Genomic DNA, 21,139 nt, shown 5'->3' with positions numbered 1-21,139 from the left:
AGCCAACATGCCCAGCCACAACTGGCAGAAGTCTTCCTACAGCGGAACCGGAGGCAACTGCATCAACGTTGCCTCGGACGGCGACGGTCTCATCAAGCTCCGGGAGAGCGACCAGCCGGACACGATCGTCACCACCACACCCGAAAAGCTCCGCGCCTTCATCCTCGGCGTCAAAGCAGGCGAGTTCGACCACTTCGTCGCCGGCGCGGACGCCGGTGGCGCGTCGCTCACACCCTCGCGCCTTCAGGGCTGACGACGCACCCTGACGGGCCGACACGTACACGCGCCAACACTGCCGCCGCGCACACCGCCACCAGGTGGGCCGGCGGCAGTGCCGTGTCGGCCGGGCACGCGCGCGGCGGCCACGCGAAGTAACGGACGCGGCGCTTTTCACGTGTGCGGCCGCAACTTTCCCTCACAGCAAAAACAGTTCAGACACGTTCCGATCAACAGCCCCGCCCCGCAATGCCGTTCCGGTTATGGGGGCCGTACACTTCCCGGCCACGGCATTTCGCTGACCTCCGCGCCATTACCGCCATTGGTTGAGCCAATGGCGGCGCTCGAATCGCACATGCCAAATGCGTATGTCGAGTGAGGGATGTGAAAGCTGTGCATGGTTATGCCCTTGACATGATCACAAGCCGATCATTCGTTCTATGATTTGGGCGCGCTTCGCGCAGCCGGCTGAACTGCCTGTTGACGCGGCCGACTTGCCATGAGCACAAGATGGCGGTACCGGTAGTCGGCCCCCTGGGTGGTCCGCACCGAGGGCATGGTTTTCCATCTTCCAGATGAGTGCGCCTGTCTTTCGACCCGTCTGCCACTCTTCGCTCTCATATCTGGACAATTGCAAGGAGTAACCATGCGGAAACTTGTCGTCGGTGCCATGGCGATGACCATGGCACTCGGGCTCACTGCCTGTGGCAGTGACGACTCGGGTGATGACGCCTCGTCGGGCAAGGGCAAGGACCTCACCGTGTGGATCATGGAAGGCACCAACCCCGACGCCAAGCCGTTCTTCGACGAGGTCTCCGCCGCCTTCAAGAAGAAGACCGGCGCCACCGTGCACGTCGAGTTCCAGCAGTGGGCCACCGCCCAGAAGAAGTTCACCACCGCGATCGAGGGCGGCCCGAGCCAGGTTCCCGACGTCGCCGAGGTCGGGACGACCTGGATACCGCAGTTCGCCGAGACCGGCGGCCTGGTCGACGTGACGGACAAGGTGAAGGACGCCGGTCTCGACAAGGACCTCGTCAAGGGGCTGGCCGACGCGGGCACCCTGGACGGCAAGCAGTACGGCATGCCCTGGTACGCCGGCGTCCGCGGTCTGCTCTTCCGCAAGGACATCTTCGAGAAGCACGACCTCAAGGCGCCGACCACCTGGCAGGAACTCCGTGACACCGCGCTGGTGCTCAAGGAGAAGGAGCCGGACATGGTCCCGTTCCCGGTGGCGGGCAGCGCGGAGATGAACGCTGTTCCGTTCATCTGGGGCGCGGGCGGCGAACTGGCCAAGCAGGAGGGCGGCTCGTGGAAGTCCGCCATCAACTCCCCCGAGTCCGTCAAGGGCATCCAGTTCTACACGGACCTCGCCAAGAAGGACGGCGTGTCCCCGGCGAAGGCCACCACCTGGACCGAGAAGGAGATCGCGACGGACTTCCAGAAGGGGAAGATCGCGATGACCCTCTCGGGCAGCTGGACACCCGAAGGCTTCATGGCCGCCGCTCCCGACCTCAAGGGCAAGCTCGCCGCGGCGCCCATCCCGGGCGAGAAGGGCGGACTGAGCAAGTCCTTCCTCGGCGGCTCGTACCTGAGCACCTTCAAGGGTGACAACCAGGACCTGGCCTGGGAGTACGTCAAGATGGTCACCACGGGCGAGTTCGCCACCAAGTGGGGTGAGCAGTCGAACTACTTCCCCGGCCAGAACTCCCTGCTGGAGAAGGTCCAGGAGAAGAACGACCCGCTCGTCGCGCCGTTCGCCAAGCAGATGACCGAGGCCGGCGGGACCGTGCCGCAGACCGCGGCCTACGGTGAGATCCAGGCCTCCCAGGTCGTGCCGAAGATGATCCAGTCCATCCTGACCGGCAAGAAGAGCGCCCAGGAAGCGGCCGATCAGGCAGCCCAGGAGATGGACAAGATCTTTGCCTCCTGAGACCACACAGTCCCCTGTGACCGCGGGGACCGTGCCTGCTCCCGTCCCGGAGCAGGCACGCCCCCGCGGTCCGCGGCGCGGCCCGACGGCCCGCCGTAAGCGGCTCATCACGACAACGCGTCCCTGGCTGCTGCTCGCGCCCGCCCTCGTGGTGCTGGCGGGGCTGCTGCTCTGGCCGCTGATCAAGGTCATCCTCCTGTCCTTCCAGGACTACGAGGTCAAATTCGGCGGCGGCGTCGGCACGTACACCGGTTTCGACCACTACACCGATCTACTCGGCGACGGACGGCTGTGGCGGACCGTGCTGCCCAACACCGTTCTGTTCGCGGTGGCTTGTGTGGCGCTGACGGTGGTCCTCGGCACCCTCGCGGCCCTGCTGCTGCTGCGGCTCGGCCCGGTGTGGCGGCTCATCTGCTCGACCGCGATCATGGCCGCCTGGGCCATGCCCGCCGTCACGGGCACCTTCGTCTGGGTGTGGCTGTTCGCCGCCGACGACGGCCTGATGAGCAAGCTCGCGGGCGCGCTCGGTCTGATCGACCCGGCCACGACCAACTGGTTCACCGAACGCTTCGCCTTCTACGCCATCGCCACCCTCAACGTCGTGCACCACGGCTTCCCGTTCGTCGCCATCACCGTGCTCGCGGGGCTGCTGACGATCCCCAAGGAGCTGTACGAGGCGGGCATGATCGACGGCGCGAACGCCTGGCAGCGGTTCTGGAACATCACCGTGCCGACCATCAAGCCGATCTTCCTGGTGGTCACCATCCTGTCGACCATCTGGGACTTCAAGGTGTTCACCCAGATCTATCTGATGCCGGGCGGCAGCGGCACCAACGAGGACGTCTTCAACCTCGGTGTCTGGTCCTACCAACGGGCCTTCGCCCAGAACGACTACGGCGCGGGAGCGGCCACCGCCGTCCTGCTGACCCTGTTGCTCCTGGTGATCACGTTCGTCTACATCCGTACCCTCTTCAAGGAGAGTGACGAGCTGTGAACCGCACGACGACCGCGGGCCGGATCGGGCTCCCCGTCGCGGTGTTCGCGCTTCTGGTCTTCACGCTGTTCCCGGTGTACTGGATGGTCAGCACGGCGCTGGACCCGAACGCGATCACCCGTGGCGCGGACCTGTTGCCGAGCGGAGTCACGACCGAGCACTTCCGCTTCATCTTCGAGCACGGCAACTTCGGCCGGTTCCTGCTGAATTCGCTTCTTGTCGGTCTGGGCACGATCACCGTGTCCGGGCTGCTCGCGCTGTTCGCGGCGGTGGCCGTCGCCCGGTTCAGGTTCAAGTTCAGGACCTCGGTCCTGGTCATGGTGCTGATCGTGCAGATGGTGCCGCTGGAGGCCCTGGTCATCCCGCTGTTCCTGCAGATGCGCGACTACGAGCTGCTGAACAGCCTCCTCGGACTGACCGTCGTCTACGTGGCGCTGGCGCTGCCGTTCGCGATCTGGACCCTGCGGGGCTTCGTCGCGACGGTCCCCAAGGAGGTCGAGGAGGCCGCGTACCTCGACGGCTGTTCGTGGCCCCGGATGTTCTGGTCGGTACTGCTTCCGCTGATCACACCGGGCCTCGTCGCGACGAGTGTGTTCGCCTTCATCACGGCGTGGAACGAGTTCGTCTTCGCCTACACCTTCATGAAGGGCGAGGCCAAGTACACCGCCGCCGTGGGCCTGTTCCAGTTCTTCGGCGAGAACTCCACGGCCTGGGGCCCGGTGATGGCCGGCTCCACGCTCATCACCCTGCCGGTCCTGGTCTTCTTCATCATCGTCCAGCGCCGGCTGTCCTCCGGACTCGCCGCCGGGGCGGTGAAGGGATGAGTGACGTCGAACACGGGCCGCTGCGGCCCGAGTCGGCGCTGCGCCTGGTCAACGGCGTCCTGCTGCCCGGCTTTTACGGCACGCGGCCGCCGCGGTGGCTGCTGACAGCGATCGGCGAAGGGCTCGCCGGCGTCGCGTACTTCGCGCACAACGTGCCCGATCCCGCGACGGCAGCCGCGCTCTCGGCGGCCCTGCACGCCCGGCGCGGCGACCTGATCATCGCCAGTGACGAGGAGGGCGGGGACGTCACCCGCCTGGAGGCGGCGACCGGTTCGTCGTATCCCGGCAACGGAGCACTCGGCCGGGTCGACGATCCGGAGGTCACCGAGCGGACGGCGCGGCTCATCGGTCACGATCTGCGGCGGGCCGGTATCGGCCTGAACCTCGCGCCGGTCGCGGACGTCAACGCCGACCCGGACAATCCGGTGATCGGGGTACGGGCCTTCGGCTCCGCCGCCCCGCTGGTCGCCGTGCACACCGCCGCCTACGTCACCGGCCTCCAGCGGGCCGGTGTCGCCGCCTGCGCGAAGCACTTCCCCGGGCACGGCGACACCTCCGTCGACTCCCACCTCGACCTGCCCCAGCTCGACGCGGACCTCGACCTGCTCAGGAAGAGGGACCTGCTGCCGTTCGCCGCCGCCGTCGAGGCGGGCAGCAGGTGCCTGATGACCGGGCACATCAGGGCGCGGCCCTTCGGTACGGCCCCGGCCACGCTGAATCCCGAGGTCACCCGGCTGGCACGGGAAGAACTCGGCTTCACCGGAGTGATCATCACGGACGCTCTGGACATGGGTGCCGTGGCCCGCGATCCCGGTTTCGGCGAGGCGTGTGTGCAAGCCGTACGCGCGGGCGCCGATCTGCTGTGCCTCGGGAATCCGGCCGCCGGGCAGGACGAGAGCGAGTACGTCACGGCCCGTGACGCGCTCCTCGCGGCGCTCTCGACCGGACGTCTGTCCGCCGAACGGCTGGCGGACGCGAACCGCAGGAACCGGGAACTCGCGCACTGGATCACCGAGGCGCAGTCCTCGCGCGCGGAGCCGGAAGACGACCGGAGCAAGCAGGACGCCCCGGAGTTGCCGCTCGCCGTGGCCCGCGCCGCGCTCCTCGTGCGCGGCGACGTACGCCTCGCCTCCGCACCGCATGTGATCGACCTCCGGCAGCAGATCAACCACGCCTCGGGCAGCCGCGCGCCCCACCTGCACCGGCTCCTGGCCGAGGCGTTTCCCGGTCTCACCACCACCGGCGCCGAGCAGGCCGGCACCGCGCTCCAGGGCGCCGCCGACCGGCCGCTCGTCATCGTCGTACGCGAACCCCACCGCGACCCCGGACAGGAGAAGCTCCTGCGTGAACTGCTGGATCGCAGGCCCGACGCGGTCGTCGTCCTCACCGGCTGGCCGCACGCCATTCCCCCGCAGGTGGCCAATCTCGTGATCACTTACGGGTCCGGCCGGGTAAACGCCCGGGCAGCCGTGGAGCGGTTGCTCGGCGGCAGCTGAACGGTCCCCCGCCGTTCGTCTGTCCCGGTCGGCCCCCACTTTCCCCCTACATCCCCCCACGCCGAAAGGTGCTCCACGTGAACAGCCGCTTGCCAGTCCGCTCTGTGATGCTCGCGTCTTCCCTCGCCCTCGTCAGCGGATGCGGGTTGCTTCCCGGAAGCGCGGGGTCGACCGACATCACCATCTGGATGATGGAAGGCAGCGTCACCGACGAATTCGTCAAGGCGTTCAAGGACGACTACGAGGACAAGCACCCGTCGATCGACCTGAACATCGAGATCAAGGGCTGGGCCGGCATAGGCAACACGGTGACGGCCGCCCTCGGCGGCAAGGACACCCCGGACGTCATCGAGGTCGGCAACACCCAGGTCGCTCAGTACGCGGACAGCAACAACCTCCGCGACCTCACCCTCGAATCGGTCCGTGACCTGGGCAGCAAGGACTGGCTTCCCGGTCTCGCCGACCCGGGCAGCATCGACGGCGCCCAGTTCGGCATCCCGTGGTACGCGGCCAACGTCGTGGTGATCTACAACAAGGACCTGTTCGAGCAGGCCGGCATCAAGACGCCGCCGAAAACGCGTGACGAGTGGATCGACGACACGACCGAGCTGAACCAGAACGGCAACCAGGGGATCTACCTCAGCGGGCAGGACTGGTACACCCTCTGCGGCTTCATCTGGGACGAGGGCGGCGAGCTGGCCACCGAGAGCGGCGGCCAGTGGCGGGGCGCGATCGACACACCTGCCGCGATCAAGGGCATGGAGTTCTACAAGGAGTTGCAGGCCCTCGGCAAGGCGCCCAAGGACGCCGACCACACCCAGCCCGACCAGGCCGAGGTCTTCGCCAAGGGCAAGATCGCGCAGATCATCTCCACCCCCGGCGCGGCGGCGAAGATCGAGGAGCTGAACCCGGCGCTCAAGGGCAAGCTGGGCTTCTTCCCGGTCCCGGGGAAGACGGCGGACAAGCCGGGCCGTGTGCTGACCGGCGGTTCCGACCTGGTCGTCCCCAAGAACAGCGCGCACCGCTTCGAAGCCGTCCAGGTCGTCTCGGAACTGGCCGACGAGAAGTGGCAGGTCGAGCTGGCGAAGGCGATGAGCTTCGTGCCCAACAAGTCCAAGCTCAGCGCCGCGGTCGGTGGCGGGGAGAGCATCAAGGCCATGGCCAAGGGCGCCGCTGAGGGACGGGCGACGCCCAACTCGCCGCAGTGGGCGAACATCGACGTCAACAACCCGTTCAAGCCGTACATGACGGCTGTCCTTCAGGGCAAGGACGTGGAACCGGCCGCCAAGGAGGCATCCGAGAAGATCACGGTCGCCCTGCGCGACTCGTCACACATCGGCTGACGCCGGTGGCTCGAACGCGGCGGGCCGGCACCCGGAAGGAAGCCGGCCCGCCGCGTTGTCGTACGTCGTCGCAGAGGCGGGTCAGCCCGTCAGGGCCGCCGTACGGCGCTCCGTCGTCGCGATCGTGGCGGAGCCCACCACCCGGGTGCCGTCGTACAGGACGATGGCCTGGCCCGGGGCCACACCGCGTACCGGTTCGGCGAAGGTGACCCGCAGCGTGCCGTCGGTCAGCTCCGCCGTCGCCGGGGTCTCGCCGCCGTGGGCGCGCAGCTGCGCGGTGTACTCGGCGGGCCCGGTGGGCGCCGTGCCGCACCAGCGGGGCTTGATGGCCGTGAGCGTGGTCACGTCGAGCGCGGCGGCCGGGCCGACCGTCACGGTGTTGTCGACGGGCGAGATGTCCAGGACGTAGCGCGGCTTTCCGTCGGCGGCCGGGTGGCCGATCCGCAGGCCCTTGCGCTGGCCGATGGTGAAGCCGAACGCGCCGTCGTGGCTGCCGACCTTGGCGCCCGTCTCGTCCACGATGTCGCCCTCGGCCTTGCCCAGGCGCTTGGCCAGGAAGCCCTGGGTGTCGCCGTCCGCGATGAAGCAGATGTCGTGGCTGTCGGGCTTCTTCGCCACGGCCAGGCCCCGGCGTTCGGCCTCCGCGCGGATCTCTTCCTTCGTGGTGAGGGTGTCGCCGAGCGGGAACATCGCGTGGGCGAGCTGCCGTTCGTCCAGGACGCCGAGGACGTACGACTGGTCCTTGGCCATGTCGCTCGCGCGGTGCAGCTCGCGCGCCCCGTCCGCGCCGGTGACGACCGTCGCGTAGTGGCCGGTGCAGACGGCGTCGAAGCCGAGGGCGAGCGCCTTGTCGAGCAGCGCCGCGAACTTGATCTTCTCGTTGCAGCGCAGGCACGGGTTGGGCGTACGGCCCGCCTCGTACTCCGCGACGAAGTCGTCCACGACGTCCTCGCGGAACCGTTCCGCGAGGTCCCACACATAGAACGGGATCCCGATGACATCGGCGGCCCTGCGGGCGTCGCGGGAGTCCTCGATGGTGCAGCAGCCGCGCGCACCCGTGCGGAAGGACTGCGGGTTGGCGGAGAGCGCCAGATGTACGCCTGTCACGTCGTGCCCGGCCTCGGCGGCGCGCGCGGCGGCGACGGCGGAGTCCACGCCGCCCGACATGGCGGCGAGCACGCGGAGGGGGCGAGGGGGCTGGGGAGTCTGAGTCATAGCCCCTCCAGAGTACGGGGCCCGGGAACCAGAGTCGCGGGGGTATGCGTTGACGACGACATGGGCAGGAGAAGGCGGGCCGACGGGGTCGGGAAGGCCGTCGGCGAGACCGTGAGGGCCGTCGGCGGGAAGCTCGGACGGCGGTCCCTGCTGATCGGCGGCGGTGCGGCAGTGATCGGTGGCGCCGCGCTGGGCCGGGAGGAGCTGACCCGCGCCTGGTGGCGGACGCCGGGCGTCGAGAAGCCGCGCGAGGAGGGTGACGTCGATTACCCGGGCGCGCAGTGGGTGGAGGCCTCCCCCGCGAACTACCGGCGGGCGGACCGTCCCGCCGACTACCCGATCGACCGGGTGGTGATCCATGTCGTCCAGGGCAGTTACGCGGTGGCCCTGAAGGTGTTCCGGGATCCGGCCCACCGGGCCGCCACGCATTACGTGGTGCGCAAGGACGGTCATGTGGCGCAGGTGATCCGTGAGCTGGACGTGGCGTTCCACGCGGGCAACCGCGCGTACAACGAGCGCAGTGTCGGCATCGAGCACGAGGGCTGGGTGGACCGTCCCGCCGGCTTCACGGACGCGATGTACCGCTCGTCGGCGCGGCTGACCGCCGACATATGCGCGCGGTACGGCATACCTGTCGACCGCGAACACATCATCGGCCATGTCGAGGTGCCGGGAACGGATCACACGGATCCGGGGCCGCACTGGGAGTGGGACCATTACATCCGCCTCGTCCGGCAGGCGGCCGCGGACCTGGCCAGGAACCCGGCGGAGAGCCCGAGCCCCAGCGCCCGCAAAAATGTCTAGACGTGTCCCGCGCGCGGCCCCTCGGTCGATTCAGTCGAGACAGAACTCGTTGCCCTCGACGTCCTGCATCGGGATGCACGACTCGTTGACTCCGTCAGCACGCAGCGTCCGCACGTGTACCGCGCCGAGCGGGACCAGCCGTGCGCACTCCGCTTCGAGCGCGGCCAGGCGTTCCTCACCCACGAGGCCGGTGCCGACCCGCACGTCCAGGTGCACCCGGTTCTTGGCGGCCTTGCCTTCGGGAACGCGCTGGAAGTACAGCCGCGGGCCCACACCTGAGGGATCGACACAGGCGAACGCCGAACCCTGGCGCTCGGGCGGCAGTGAGCGGTCGAAATCGTCCCATGTGGCGAACCCCTCCGGTGGTGGCGGTACGACGTACCCGAGCACCTCGCACCAGAAGCGGGCGAGGCGCTCGGGTTCCGCGCAGTCGAAGGTGACCTGGAACTGCTTGACCGTTGGCATCAGCCCACCCTAGAGGCGCGTGCCGTCACGGGCACCAGGTTTTCATCCCCGCACGGCGCGCGCCGGATCCCGCCCGCTCTAGCCGGTGGACGCCGCGCGCACGCGGCCGGTGCGTACCGCCTTCTTCAGGGCCTTGTGGTCGCGCTCGTTCTGGTCGGCGTACCTCTCCGCGAACTCCGACAGTGCCCGGTCGAAGGCGTCCCCGCCGCCCAGATACGCGGCGATGGCGATCCGGTCGCCGGACCGCGCGTGGGCGCGGGCCAGGGTGGCGCCGCAGAGGTCGGCGAAGGCGCGCATGCCCCTGGGGACCATGTTCCGCGGCTCGACGACCCCCTTCCAGTCGTTCAACTGGCGGATGTAGAAGTCACGCTGCCGGTTGTCGAACCCCTGCGCCCGGTCCCAGCCCAGAAAGATGTCGCCCGCGGACTGCATGAGCCGCTGCCCGGCCACCACGCGCTGACCTTCGTTCTCGTACGCGCTCTCCTCGGTGTACTGCGCGAGCACCGACCTGTCGGCTTCCTTGGCCTGGAGGATCAGCGGATCCTGATCGTCCCTGCCCAGCAGCAGGATGATCCAGCAGCGGGTGCCCACGCTTCCCACGCCGACGACCTTGTGGGCGATGTCGACCATCCGGTACTGCCTGAGGAGGTGCCTGCGGTCTGTCGGCAGGCTCTCGGCGTAGCGCTCGACCAGTTCACCGAGGCCGCGGGTGATCGCGTCCCGTTCGGCGCCGCGCGCCAGGTCGGCGAGCGGTACCACCAGCGGTGGGTCGGCGATGAACCTCCGTTCGCCGTCGACCGCGCGCGTCAGCTTCTCGAACGCCTTCGCGTTGTCCCGGGTGCGTGCCTTGGCCAGGGTCTCCGCGACCCGTGTGCGTCCGCGCTTGCCGAGCCGCTGCCCGGCCGTCGCGCGCAGCTCCTCGACGTCCGTCCCGGTGTACCAGACGGCGAGGTTGCCGAGACCGGCGAAGTAGCGCATGCGCTCGCGGTACGACCGTACGGCGGCCATCACCACGGTCTCGCGTTCCTTCTCGGTGAAGCCGTTCTCCCGGCCGGCGATCACCAGGCTCGCGGAGAGGCGTTTGACGTCCCACTCCCAGGGGCCCGGCAGCGTCTCGTCGAAGTCGTTGATGTCGAAGACGAGCCGGCGCTCGGCGGAGGCGAGCAGCCGGAAGTTCATCAGGTGGGCGTCTCCGCACAGTTGGGCGTAGATGCCGGACCTCGGTGTGCCGGCCAGGTCGCCCGCCATGATCGCGGCCGCGCCCCGGTAGAAGCGGAACGGCGACTCCGTCATGCGCGCGTACCGGATGGGCACGAGGTCGGGCAGCCGCGTGGCGGACTGCGCCTCGACGACGTCCACCGGGTCGGGCCGGCTCGCGGCGGGGGTGAAGGCGGCGTGGCTCGCTCTCGGCGTCCTCCGGCGTGCGATCCGGCCGCGTTCGGCCCGTTCGGTGGGCGACAGCTGGGACGGTCGTTCCGGCTTCGATGGCTTGGTCCGCTTCGGCAGCTTCGGTGACTTCGCCGTCGGGGACGGCTGCCACAGATGCGGCGGCTGTACGGGGGTCCGGCTGCCCTGCTCCATCGGGTGCCTCCTGTCCAAGGGGACGGCCGGTTTGGAGAAACGGCCTGCCCGAGGGGGACGGGCGCCCGGGGGACGACGGGCCCGCCTGCCTCTCATTGTCCGCGTGACCCCGGAACCCGCATCCGGAAGCGGCACGCCGGGCAGCGGCACACGGAAGGGGCCTGATCGTTCGTTCCGCGTGCGGTGATGACGCGGGTCGAACGGTCAGGCCCCTCCGGCGTACGGCGGGTGTCACGCGGCGATGTCACTCCTCGTCGCGGATGAGTTCACCCGCGGGTCGGAACGGACATCCAGGGAGTGCACCACGCGCTCGGTGCTCAGCTCGTGTGCCGTCAGATCGACGAGACCGGCCAGGACGAACGCGAGGCCGCCCGCGAAGACCAGCCAGGTGAGCGCGGAACCGGTGAAGACCAGCGCGGCCACCACGGACCAGAGCGCGACGAGGGCGAGGACACTGTGTCCGGCCTTCGTGGACGGGCGGCGGGCGAAGATCGCGCCGGCGAGGGCGACGACGGCGACACCTGCCGCGACTCCGAAGCCGACCCACCCGGCGATCGGAGCGGTGAAGGCCATCGCGGCGACCGCGAGGAACCCTCCTGCCACCACAGCAAGGATGTTGATGGCGAAGCGAGGACTGAGAGTCATCGCGGAAACACCTCCTCGGCGCCGCTCATGGCGACACCACTGCAAATCTGGAAGTGGGTCGTCTCTGAGCTTGTTGGGCATCCGGGGCGGCTCGCTATCTCCGTTCTCTGTAACGGAGACATAAGTAAATAACTAGGCCTGCGACCTGCGCATGCCCGACTTATAGGACAAATTATGTGATGTACGTCACACCGAACAGCACGGCGGGACTTCAGCTGAGGCCCGCGCTCCGCGCCCGCTCCACCGCCGGGCCGATCGCCCCCGCGACCGCCTCGACATCCGCCTTCGTGGACGTGTGACCGAGCGAGAACCGCAGCGTGCCCCTGGCCAGCTCGGGATCGCTGCCGGTGGCCAGCAGGACGTGGCTGGGCTGGGCGATCCCCGCCGTGCACGCCGAGCCCGTCGAGCACTCGATGCCCTGGGCATCCAGCAGCAACAGGAGGGAGTCGCCCTCGCAGCCCGGGAAGCTGAAGTGCGCGTTGGCGGGGAGGCGGTCGTCGGGATCGCCGCCGAGTACCGCGTCGGGAACGGCCGTACGTACGGCCTCCACGAGCGCGTCACGCAGCGCGCCGATCTCGCGGGCGAAGTCCTCGCGCCGCTCGGCGGCGATCCTTCCCGCGACGGCGAAGGACGCGATCGCGGGGACGTCGAGGGTGCCCGAGCGCACGTGCCGCTCCTGGCCGCCGCCGTGCAGGACCGGTACGGGTGTGTGCTCCCGGCCGAGCAGCAGGGCGCCGATGCCGTACGGGCCGCCGATCTTGTGCGCCGAGACGGTCATCGCGGCGAGCCCCGACGTGCCGAAGTCCACCTCGGTCTGACCGAAGGCCTGCACCGCGTCGGAGTGCAGCGGAATGCCGAACTCCCGTGCCACGTCGGCCAGTTCCGACACCGGCGTAAGCGTGCCGATCTCGTTGTTGGCCCACATCACGGTGGCGAGCGCGACGTCGTCCGGATTCCGCTCGATCGCTTCGCGCAGTGCCTCGGGAAGGACCCGTCCGTAGCCGTCCACCGGGAGGTATTCGACGGTCGCGCCCTCGTGCCCGCCCAGCCAGTCCACGGCGTCGAGGACGGCGTGGTGCTCCACGGGGCTGGCGAGCACCCTGGTCCTGGCCGGGTCGGCGTCGCGGCGGGACCAGTACAGGCCCTTCACCGCAAGGTTGTCGGCCTCCGTACCGCCGGAGGTGAAGACCACCTCGCTGGGCCGGGCGCCAAGGGCCTCGGCAAGGCTCTCCCTGGCCTCCTCGACGGCACGGCGGGCCCGGCGGCCCGCGGCGTGGAGCGAGGACGCGTTGCCCGCGTGGGCGAACTGGGCGTTCATCGCCTCGATCGCCTCGGGCAGCATCGGGGTGGTCGCGGCGTGATCGAGATAAGCCATGATGCTCACGATTCTACGAGCCGCCACCGACCGCCCCCACAGCCGGGCCCGTGTCGGGCCGGCCTCTGATCTTGCCGCCGCCGGGCGCGAGGAGAACCGGCGCCGGACCGTACGCAGCCGCCCCGGACCATACGCGCCGGGGCGGACTTCAGTTCCCCGCCCCCGCGTTCGGCCTCGGAGGGCGGACGCGGGGAGCGCGGGCCAGTTGGCGGGACTGGGCGACGAGGCGGTCCGTGCTGTCCCAGACCTCGGCGTCCTCCTCCAGGAAGCCGCCCGCGAGGTTGCGGGTGGCGAGACTGACCCGCAGCGGTCCCGGCGCCGGGCGGCAGCGGACGTGGGTGGTCAGCTCGATGGTCGGGGTCCAGCCCGGCAGGCCCAGGTCGAAGGCGGTCGGCGGCAGTGCGTCGACGGTGAGCAGCAGCGAGAACGGGTCGGCGTCTCGGCCGTCCGCGAAGGCGAACCAGCCGCGCATCTCACCCTTTTCCGAGGGCCGGCCCGCGGCCCAGCCCGCCGTGGCCGGGTCGAGTGCGAGGCCGAGCCGGTCGAGGAGCGAGGAGTCGCCCGGAGTCCACGGTCCGGCCGACGCGCGTACGCAGTGTTCGAGCGGCGGGATCCCGGGCGGCTTCGCGGCCGTCCTGACGTCGTCGGTGAGCGTGTCGAAGTCACCGTAGGAGGCGAGGACCCGGATCCGCTCGACCTCGCCGCCGTCGTCCGCGTACTGGAACAGGGACGCCTGGCCCGTGGAGAGGGTGCGTCCGGTCCTGACGCTCTCCGTGCGGATCACGGCGGGTCCCGCGACCGAGGGCGTGAGGTAGTGCGCGGTCACCGTGAAGGGGTGGGGGTGGGGCAGGGCGTCACCGAGGGCGCGGCCGATCGCCGCCAGCAGATAGCCGCCGTTGAGGGCACGGATGATCGACCAGCCCGCGGACAACTCCACGTCATAGACGCCTGGTTCGCGCTGGGTGACGGCGGTGTCGCGGTCGAACTCACTGTCCCCGATGGATGCCTGTGCCATGCGATTCACCGTACAACAGGCGGCAAACCAAGCGCTTGCTTGTCTGTAGGTTCTTGACCTACCGCGCACGATTCGGTGCCCCGCGCAGTCGGCGTCGGCCCGGTGAGAGCCGGCTTCAGCCCGTGACGTCCTCCTCGGCGGACGAGCGGCGGTTCCAGGCACGCGGCGCCCGCCAGTGGTAGCGCATAGCGAGCAGCCGCAGCAGAAACGCGGTCAGTACCGCGAGCGAGCTGGTGAACGCGTTCAGCGCGTCGAAGCGCAGACAGACCGCGGCGGTCGTGGCGCCGACGATGGCGGGAACCGCGTACAGGTCGCGGTCCCAGCGCAGCAGCGAGGGAACCTCGTTGGCGAGTACGTCACGCAGCACACCACCGCCGACCGCGGAGCCGAGACCGAGGACGGCGGAGGCGGTGAGGCCGAGCCCGTACTCGTACGCCTTGGTGGTGCCCGTGACGCAGAAGAGGCCGAGGCCCGCCGCGTCGAAGACGTTGACCGCGCCCTGGATGCGTTCGACCTGCGGATGCAGGAAGAACACCAGCGCGGTCGCCACCAGCGGCGTGGAGAAGTAGCCGAGGTCGGTGAAGGCGGCGGGCGGGACCGCTCCGATGATCACGTCACGGAGCAGCCCCCCGCCCAGCGCGGTGATCTCGGCGAGGACCGCCATCCCGAAGACGTCGAAGTTCTTCCGGACGGCGAGCAGGGCGCCTGATATCGCGAAGACGAAGATCCCGGCGACATCGAGAGAGTGCTGGACGGAGGGCGAGAACAGGGTGTGGAACACCTGTTCATTGTGCCGGGCGGCTACTCCGTGCCGGTCTCCCGGTCGGTACCCGACGGCTGGTCCGCCGCCTTCGCCGGAGCGTCCGCCGGGGCGGCACTGCCCGAGAGCGCGTCCGAGCCGACCAGCTCGACCGCCTCGCGCGCCTCCGACAGCAGCACCGTGTCCTCGGGTGCCTGGTCGGGGGCGTTCTCCGGGTGGTGGCAGGCCACCTGCTGGCCCGGCTTCAGCGTCAGCATCGGCGGGTCGACCGTCTTGCAGATGTTCGTCGCCTTCCAGCACCGCGTGTGGAAACGGCAGCCGGCGGGCGGTGAGATCGGCGACGGCACATCGCCCTTGAGCAGGATCCGCTCGCTCTTGGCCCCGCGCCGCCTCGGGTCCGGCACCGGCACCGCGGACATCAGCGCCGTGGTGTACGGGTGCATCGGCGCGGAGTACAGCGACTTGCGGTCGGCCAGCTCCACGATCTTGCCGAGGTACATGACCGCGATCCGGTCCGAGACGTGCCGGATGACCGACAGGTCGTGGGCGATGATCACGTACGTGAGACCCAGCTCGTCCTGGAGGTCGTCCAGCAGGTTGACCACCTGCGCCTGGATCGACACGTCGAGCGCCGAGACCGGCTCGTCCGCGACGACCAGCTTCGGGTTGAGCGCGAGCGCGCGGGCGATGCCGATGCGCTGGCGCTGGCCGCCGGAGAACTCGTGCGGATAGCGGTTGTAGTGCTCGGGGTTGAGACCGACCAGCTCCAGCAGGGACTGGACCTTCTTCTTCACGCCGCCCTCGGGCGTGACGCCCTGGAGCTTGAACGGCGCGCTGACGATCGTGCCGATCGTGTGGCGCGGGTTCAGCGAGGAGTACGGGTCCTGGAAGATCATCTGGACGTCGCGCCGCATCGGCCGCATACCGCGCACATCGAGGTGCGTGATGTCACGGCCCTCGAACTCGATCTGGCCCGCGGTCGGTTCGAGGAGCCGGGTGATGAGCCGGCCCATCGTCGACTTGCCGCAGCCCGACTCGCCGACCACGCCCAGGGTTTCACCGGAGCGCACGTCGAAGTCGATGCCGTCGACCGCCTTGACCGAACCGGTCTGGCGCTGCAACAGGCCCTTCCTGATGGGGAAGTGCTTCTGCAGCCCCTGGACCTTGAGGAGCGTCTCCCCCGGTGCGGGGTCCTTGGCGAGGACGCCGGTGCCGGCGCTCTGGGCGGGAATCGTCACGTCTTTGTCCTCGCTCACAGCTTGGGCGCAATCTCTTCGGTCCAGATGCGTTCCCGGTCCTGCTCCGGCATGTGGCAGGCGGCCCAGTGCCCACGCTCCGCCTCGGTCAGCTCGGGGCGCGTGGTGCGGGTGATGCCTCCCTTGGGTACGTCGGCGTACGGGCAGCGCGGGTTGAAGGCACAGCCGGTCGGCATGTTGATCAGCGAGGGCGGGGAGCCCTTGACCGGGATCAGCCGCTCGGTCTGCTCCTTGTCGATGCGCGGCATCGAGCCGAGCAGACCCCAGGTGTACGGGTGGCGCGGCTCGTAGAAGACCTTCTCCGCGGGACCGCGCTCGATGCAGCGGCCGCCGTACATCACCAGGAGGTCGTCGGCCAGTTCGGCGACGACGCCCAGGTCGTGGGTGATGATGATGACCGCGGAGCCGAACTCCTTCTGCAGATCGCGGATCAGGTCCAGGATCTGTGCCTGGACCGTCACGTCGAGAGCCGTGGTCGGCTCGTCGGCGATCAACAGATCGGGGTTGTTCACGAGCGCCATCGCGATCATCGCGCGCTGGCGCATACCGCCCGAGAACTCGTGCGCGTAGGAGTCCACGCGCTTGTCGGGCTGCGGGATGCCGACGCGGTCGAGCATCTCGATCGCCCGGCGCCGCGCGGTCTTCTTGTCCACGTCGTGGTGGACCTGGTACGCCTCGACGATCTGCTTGCCGATGGTGTAGTAGGGGTGCAGGGCCGACAGCGGATCCTGGAAGATCATCGCCATGTCGCGGCCGCGCAGCTTGCGCACCCGGTCGGGCGAAGCGGTGAGCAGTTCCTCACCGTTCAGCCAGATCTCCCCGGAGACCTGCGCCTTGCGCTTGCCGTACTGCCCCGTGGTGTGCAGCCCCATGATGCCCATCGAGGTCACGGACTTGCCGGACCCGGACTCGCCCACGATGCCGAGTGTCTTGCCCTTCTCCAGCCCGAAGCTCAGGCCGTCGACGGACTTGACCACACCGTCGTCCGTGGGGAAGTGGACGCGCAGATCGCGCACTTCGAGGAAGGACTCGGGAGGGCGGGGGCCCGCGGGCACGGGCTCCCCGACTGCGGAACCCGTCTTGCTCTGGTCGGTCATGCGAGCCTCACTCGAGGGTCGATCGCGGCGTACAGGAGGTCCACGACCAGGTTCGCGATGATCACCGCGAGAGACGTGATCAGCGTGACACCGAGGATCACCGGCAGGTCGCGGTCGTTGATCGCCTTGAGTACCGCCTGGCCGAGGCCGGGAAGACTGAAGGTGGTCTCGGTGAGGATCGCACCGCCGACCAGTGCGCCGAGGTCCATGCCGAGCAGCGTCAGGATCGGCGTCAGCGTGGAGCGCATCGCGTGCTTGCCGATGACGACCTGCTCGGTCAGGCCCTTGGCCCTGGCAGTGCGGATGTAGTCCTCGCCCATCACTTCGAGCATGGTGGCCCGGGTGATACGGGCGTACATCGCCGCGTAGAGGAAGGCGAGGGTGATCCAGGGCAGGAGCATGCCGCCGAGCCAGCCGCCGAAGCTTTCCTCCAGCGGTACGTACTGGGCGTCGAGCCAGCCGAGTCCGTAACTGAATATGGCGAGCGACAGCAGACCTGTGAAGTAGATCGGCAGCGAGACGCCCGCCAGCGCGACCACCATCGCGCCGCGGTCCCACAGTGTGCCCCGCTTGAGCGCGGAGAGCACACCGGCGGCGAGGCCGAAGATCAGCCACAGGACCGCCGCGCCGATCGCCAGCGCCAGGGTCACCGGCAGGCGGTCGGTGAGCACCGGCCAGATGGCCTGCTCGCTCTTGAAGGAGTAGCCGAAGCAGGGGGCGACGCAATGGGTGACGTCTCCGCCGGCCGTGTAGGTCCTGCCAACGAAGATGCCCTTGAAGAACTCCCACAGCTGAACGAAGATCGGGTCGCCCAGCTGGAGCTTCTGCCGGATGGCCTCCACAGCCGCGGCGTCGGACGTCTTGCCCACGTACATGGTGGCCGGGTCGATACCCGCCCACTTGGGGACGAGGAAGAAGATGCAGAAGACCACCAACATGATGACCACCAGCATCACTACGACGGCCATGAGCCGCCTGATGAGGTATGCGAGCACTGCTCTCGGCCATGCGGCGGGCCGCGGGCCACCGGAGTTCGTCCGGTGGCCCGCGGTCACACCGCGCCGGCCTTCACCTGCCTTTCGTGCCGTACGGCGGGTGTACCGGTGGTGGTTACTTCATTACGCCGAGACTGACGAAGTCGTACACACCGGCGAAACCGTCGGTGGTGTAGACGTTGGTCAGCCTGCTGGAGCGGAAGTTGATGTACTTCTCGAAGGTGAAGGGCAGGTAGTACGCGCCCTCCATCACCTTGTGATTGATCTCCGTCGCGATCTGCGCCTTCTTCGTGTCGTCAAGCTCCGTGGTGAACTTGTCGAAGGCGCTGTCGATCTTCGGGTCCTTGATCATCGCGAAGTTGTTGTTCGCGCTGGGAAGGATGTACTTGCTGTCCCACAGCGGCACGCCATAGCCCTGGACCGACGGGAAGTCGGGGCCCCAGCCCATGATGATGATGCCGTAGTTCTTCTTCTTGACGATCGTCGGGTTGCCGATGATGCCGGCGACCTGCGATCCGTCGAACTGGTCCAGCTCGGCGACGACGCCGATCTTCTTCAGCGACGCCTGGAGCGACTGGGCGCTGGCCACCTCGACCGGCTTGTTGTTGCGCACCGCGATGGTGGTCTTGAAGCCGTTCGGCTGACCGCAGGCCTTCAGCTCTTCCTTGGCCTTGGCGATGTTCGCCGCACCGTCGTTGGCGGCCAGGCCGTACGGGTCGTACTTCTGGCCCTCGGAGCCCGGGACCGCCGGGGGCAGCATGTTGGTACCGATGTCGCCACCCGCCAGCGGGCCGCCACGCGCGGTCTGGAGCGACTTGTGGTCGGCTCCGTAGATCACGGCCTTGCGGCAGTGGATGTTGTCCATCGGCTTCACGTTCTGCGGGAACACGGCGTACCGGATGTAACCCGACGTCGGGTTGTCCAGGTTTTCCTTGTTCTGCTTCAGCGCCTTGATGCGGCCCTGCGGGGAGAGACCGGTCTGGTTGAAGTCGAGGTCGTAGTCCCCGGCGAGCAGACGGTTGTCCATGTCGTCGGCGTTGCTGAACATGTTGATGGTGACCTCGTCCGGAAGCGCCTTGCGGACCGGGTCCGAGGACTGCTTCCAGCTCGTGTTGCGCACGAGCACCAATGACTTGTTCGGGGAGTACGACTTGAACTTGTACGGTCCGGAGGAGAACGGGTGCAGGCTGTACTTGGACTTGGTGTCCTTGTCCTGACGCACCGGGGACGAGGACATGAGCGCGAGCATCTGCTCGAAGTCGCTGTTCGCCTCGGGCAGGTTGAAGACGATCGTCTTCGCGTCCGGCGTCTGGATCGCCTTCAGGCCGTCCTTGGACGTGTCCTTGTAGGGACCCTTGTACTCGCCCTTCGGGTCGAGCGCGTCCTTCAGGTAGACCGGGCCGCCGGACAGTACGTCCTGCGCCCACTGACGCTCGATGCCGTACTTGACGTCCTGGGAGGTGATGGCCTTGCCGTCCTCCCAGGTGCTTCCGTCACGCAGGGTGTACTTGTACGTCTTACCGTCGTTCGTGATCTCGGCCTTGGCCGTGGCCAGGTCCGGGGTGACCTCGGAGCCGGTCGCACCGGGCTCCGTCTTGTAGGTCACGAGCTGACGGCTGTAGAAACGCATGAAGTCCCACACGGCGCCGTAGTAGGCGCGGGTGGTGTCCCACGAGTCGGCGTCCTGGACGGTCGCGAACTTGAGCGTGCCGCCCTTCTTCGCCGAGGCGCTGGCCACCTTGTTGTTGGCCGCATCGAAGCCTGCCGCGCTGCCGCTCTTGTCGTCCTTGGCGCCGCCGCCGCACGCCGCCGTGCACAGCAGGGCCGCGGACACGACAGCGGCAGCGAGGACCTGCTTGCGTCGCCCCGTGGTGCGTTGGGTAATCACGATCTCGGATCCTCCGAAGTGAGTAACAGCCCGTTGGTGAACGGGCCCTGATGTACCGCGGTTCAGCGCGACCCCTTCGGGTCGAGCGCGTCACGCACACCGTCCCCGAAGAGGTTGAAGGCGAGCACGGTGATGAAGATGGCCAGACCCGGGATCAGCATGTACATCGGGTCCGAGTCGTAGTAGCCCACCGCGGAGGAGAGCATCTGTCCCCAGGAAGCGGTAGGTGATTTGACGCCCACGCCCAGGAAGCTGAGTGCCGCTTCGGTGAGGATGTTGGTCGGGATCATCATCGTGGAGTAGACGATGATCGGCGCGACGATGTTGGGCAGCAGCTCCTTGAACAGGATGTAGCCCTGCCCCGCTCCGAGACTGCGGGCGGCTTCGACATATTCCCGCTCGCGCAGGGAAAGCGTCTGACCGCGGACGACTCGTCCGACGTACGGCCAGCCGAAGAACCCGATCACCAGGATCATCACCAGCAGCCGGACGCCGCTGCCGCTCAGGCCGAGCATGTCGTTCGGCATGACGGAGACCAGCGCGATGATGAACAGCAACTGCGGAAAGGCAAGCAGCATGTCCATCACACGGCTGATGACGGCGTCGAGCCAGCCGCCGAAGTAGCCGGCCAGTACGCCGAGGACGGTGCCGAGCAGGACGGCGACGACAGCGGACATGAAGCCCACCAGAAGCGAGACCTGTGCGCCGTAGACGATGCGCGCGAAGACGTCGCGGCCGCTGACCGGCTCGACCCCGAAGAGGTGCTCTCCGCTGATCCCTCCGAAGGAACCCGTGGGCGTCGAGAAGAGAGGGTCGATCAGCTCCTCGTGATACTCGTTCGGCGCCTGGCCGACCAGGTGGGTGATCAGTGGCGCGAGCACCGCGACCAGGATCAGCAGGAGCACGACGATTCCGCCGGTGAGCGCCAGCTTGTCCTGCTTCAGCCGGCCCCAGGCGATACGACTGAGCGACCGGCCCTGGACCCGCTTCTCCGGAACGGCGGCGACCTCTTCCGTCGCACTCGGCGCCGTTTCCGTGGTCGGCTCGTGCAATGGTGCCGTCATCGTGGCAAGAACCCCTCTCAACCGGCGGTGACCGGCCCGCACTTGCCGCTGTAGCGGCGCGTTCCTATCAGTGTCGCGAGCAGCAGACTGACTCCGTCACGCGGGTCGGGCCGCTCGCACACAGGCCCGAAAGGCCATGCATGCGGGGAGTCTTCACGTCGTTTGCGATCACCCGC

Annotated in this window: 19 protein-coding genes; 7 read left to right on the top strand and 12 right to left on the bottom strand. The window is 68.4% G+C overall.

Going from position 1 to position 21,139, the window contains the following annotated elements; all coding sequences use genetic code 11:
* The first annotated feature begins 7 nt into the window (after positions 1-7).
* The 6 genes from ACIP6N_RS22300 (at position 8) to ACIP6N_RS22275 (ending at position 6,803) form a co-directional block, all read left to right on the top strand.
* Complete coding sequence (locus ACIP6N_RS22300) at positions 8-253, top strand: DUF397 domain-containing protein (protein ID WP_401817958.1); 246 nt, start codon at positions 8-10, stop codon at positions 251-253.
* 609 nt (positions 254-862) lie between these two features.
* On the top strand, positions 863-2,146 hold the full coding sequence (locus tag ACIP6N_RS22295; protein ID WP_401817956.1) for a sugar ABC transporter substrate-binding protein: 1,284 nt from the start codon (positions 863-865) through the stop codon (positions 2,144-2,146).
* A 16-nt stretch (positions 2,147-2,162) separates the two neighbouring features.
* Positions 2,163-3,140 carry a carbohydrate ABC transporter permease gene (locus ACIP6N_RS22290; RefSeq protein ID WP_401817954.1) on the top strand — a complete coding sequence of 326 codons (978 nt, stop codon included), beginning with the start codon at positions 2,163-2,165 and terminating at the stop codon, positions 3,138-3,140.
* On the top strand, positions 3,137-3,964 hold the full coding sequence (locus tag ACIP6N_RS22285) for a carbohydrate ABC transporter permease (RefSeq protein WP_401817953.1): 828 nt from the start codon (positions 3,137-3,139) through the stop codon (positions 3,962-3,964). The genes ACIP6N_RS22290 and ACIP6N_RS22285 overlap by 4 nt, the downstream gene beginning before the upstream one ends.
* Positions 3,961-5,460, top strand: coding sequence for a glycoside hydrolase family 3 protein (locus ACIP6N_RS22280; protein WP_401817951.1), 1,500 nt, complete (start codon positions 3,961-3,963; stop codon positions 5,458-5,460). The genes ACIP6N_RS22285 and ACIP6N_RS22280 overlap by 4 nt, the downstream gene beginning before the upstream one ends.
* A gap of 77 nt (positions 5,461-5,537) precedes the next feature.
* Positions 5,538-6,803 (top strand): extracellular solute-binding protein, encoded by a 1,266-nt coding sequence (locus ACIP6N_RS22275; protein ID WP_401817949.1) that lies wholly within the window; start codon positions 5,538-5,540, stop codon positions 6,801-6,803.
* Positions 6,804-6,884: 81 nt separating this feature from the next.
* Here the strand turns inward: ACIP6N_RS22275 and mnmA are convergent, their stop codons facing one another.
* Positions 6,885-8,018: a tRNA 2-thiouridine(34) synthase MnmA gene (gene mnmA / locus ACIP6N_RS22270; protein WP_401817947.1), complete on the bottom strand. Its 1,134-nt coding sequence runs from the start codon at positions 8,016-8,018 to the stop codon at positions 6,885-6,887.
* Between the two features lie 60 nt (positions 8,019-8,078).
* On the opposite strand from mnmA, the gene ACIP6N_RS22265 reads away from it, so the two are divergent.
* Positions 8,079-8,822 carry an N-acetylmuramoyl-L-alanine amidase gene (locus tag ACIP6N_RS22265; RefSeq protein WP_401817945.1) on the top strand — a complete coding sequence of 248 codons (744 nt, stop codon included), beginning with the start codon at positions 8,079-8,081 and terminating at the stop codon, positions 8,820-8,822.
* Positions 8,823-8,852: 30 nt separating this feature from the next.
* Here the strand turns inward: ACIP6N_RS22265 and ACIP6N_RS22260 are convergent, their stop codons facing one another.
* From ACIP6N_RS22260 to ACIP6N_RS22210, 11 genes are all read right to left on the bottom strand, one after another.
* Entirely contained in the window at positions 8,853-9,287 is a 435-nt protein-coding gene (locus ACIP6N_RS22260) for a VOC family protein (RefSeq protein ID WP_401817943.1), read from the bottom strand.
* A gap of 78 nt (positions 9,288-9,365) precedes the next feature.
* The gene (locus ACIP6N_RS22255) at positions 9,366-10,868 is read right to left on the bottom strand and encodes a DUF2252 domain-containing protein (RefSeq protein ID WP_401817942.1); all 1,503 of its coding nucleotides are present in this window, start codon (positions 10,866-10,868) and stop codon (positions 9,366-9,368) included.
* 231 nt (positions 10,869-11,099) lie between these two features.
* Positions 11,100-11,513 carry a hypothetical protein gene (locus ACIP6N_RS22250; RefSeq protein ID WP_401817940.1) on the bottom strand — a complete coding sequence of 138 codons (414 nt, stop codon included), beginning with the start codon at positions 11,511-11,513 and terminating at the stop codon, positions 11,100-11,102.
* A 211-nt stretch (positions 11,514-11,724) separates the two neighbouring features.
* Positions 11,725-12,888 (bottom strand): cysteine desulfurase family protein, encoded by a 1,164-nt coding sequence (locus tag ACIP6N_RS22245; protein ID WP_401817939.1) that lies wholly within the window; start codon positions 12,886-12,888, stop codon positions 11,725-11,727.
* A gap of 148 nt (positions 12,889-13,036) precedes the next feature.
* On the bottom strand, positions 13,037-13,903 hold the full coding sequence (locus tag ACIP6N_RS22240; protein ID WP_401817937.1) for a thioesterase family protein: 867 nt from the start codon (positions 13,901-13,903) through the stop codon (positions 13,037-13,039).
* 115 nt (positions 13,904-14,018) lie between these two features.
* Positions 14,019-14,684 (bottom strand): trimeric intracellular cation channel family protein, encoded by a 666-nt coding sequence (locus ACIP6N_RS22235; protein WP_401817935.1) that lies wholly within the window; start codon positions 14,682-14,684, stop codon positions 14,019-14,021.
* Positions 14,685-14,704: 20 nt separating this feature from the next.
* Positions 14,705-15,901, bottom strand: a complete 1,197-nt coding sequence (locus ACIP6N_RS22230; protein ID WP_401817934.1) for an ABC transporter ATP-binding protein — start codon at positions 15,899-15,901, stop codon at positions 14,705-14,707.
* A gap of 14 nt (positions 15,902-15,915) precedes the next feature.
* Positions 15,916-17,016, bottom strand: coding sequence for an ABC transporter ATP-binding protein (locus ACIP6N_RS22225; RefSeq protein WP_401817932.1), 1,101 nt, complete (start codon positions 17,014-17,016; stop codon positions 15,916-15,918).
* Entirely contained in the window at positions 17,013-18,011 is a 999-nt protein-coding gene (locus ACIP6N_RS22220) for an ABC transporter permease (protein ID WP_401817930.1), read from the bottom strand. The genes ACIP6N_RS22225 and ACIP6N_RS22220 overlap by 4 nt, the downstream gene beginning before the upstream one ends.
* Positions 18,012-18,126: 115 nt before the next feature.
* Positions 18,127-19,899 carry an ABC transporter substrate-binding protein gene (locus ACIP6N_RS22215; RefSeq protein ID WP_401817928.1) on the bottom strand — a complete coding sequence of 591 codons (1,773 nt, stop codon included), beginning with the start codon at positions 19,897-19,899 and terminating at the stop codon, positions 18,127-18,129.
* Between the two features lie 62 nt (positions 19,900-19,961).
* Positions 19,962-20,963, bottom strand: coding sequence for an ABC transporter permease (locus tag ACIP6N_RS22210; protein ID WP_401817925.1), 1,002 nt, complete (start codon positions 20,961-20,963; stop codon positions 19,962-19,964).
* Positions 20,964-21,139 lie beyond the last annotated feature (176 nt).

This window comes from Streptomyces sp. NPDC088725, from assembly GCF_044751305.1.
In the GTDB taxonomy this organism is placed as follows: Bacteria; Actinomycetota; Actinomycetes; order Streptomycetales; family Streptomycetaceae; genus Streptomyces.
The sequence above is the reverse complement of the archived record's forward strand: the minus strand, read 5'-3'. Positions and strand labels throughout refer to the sequence as shown.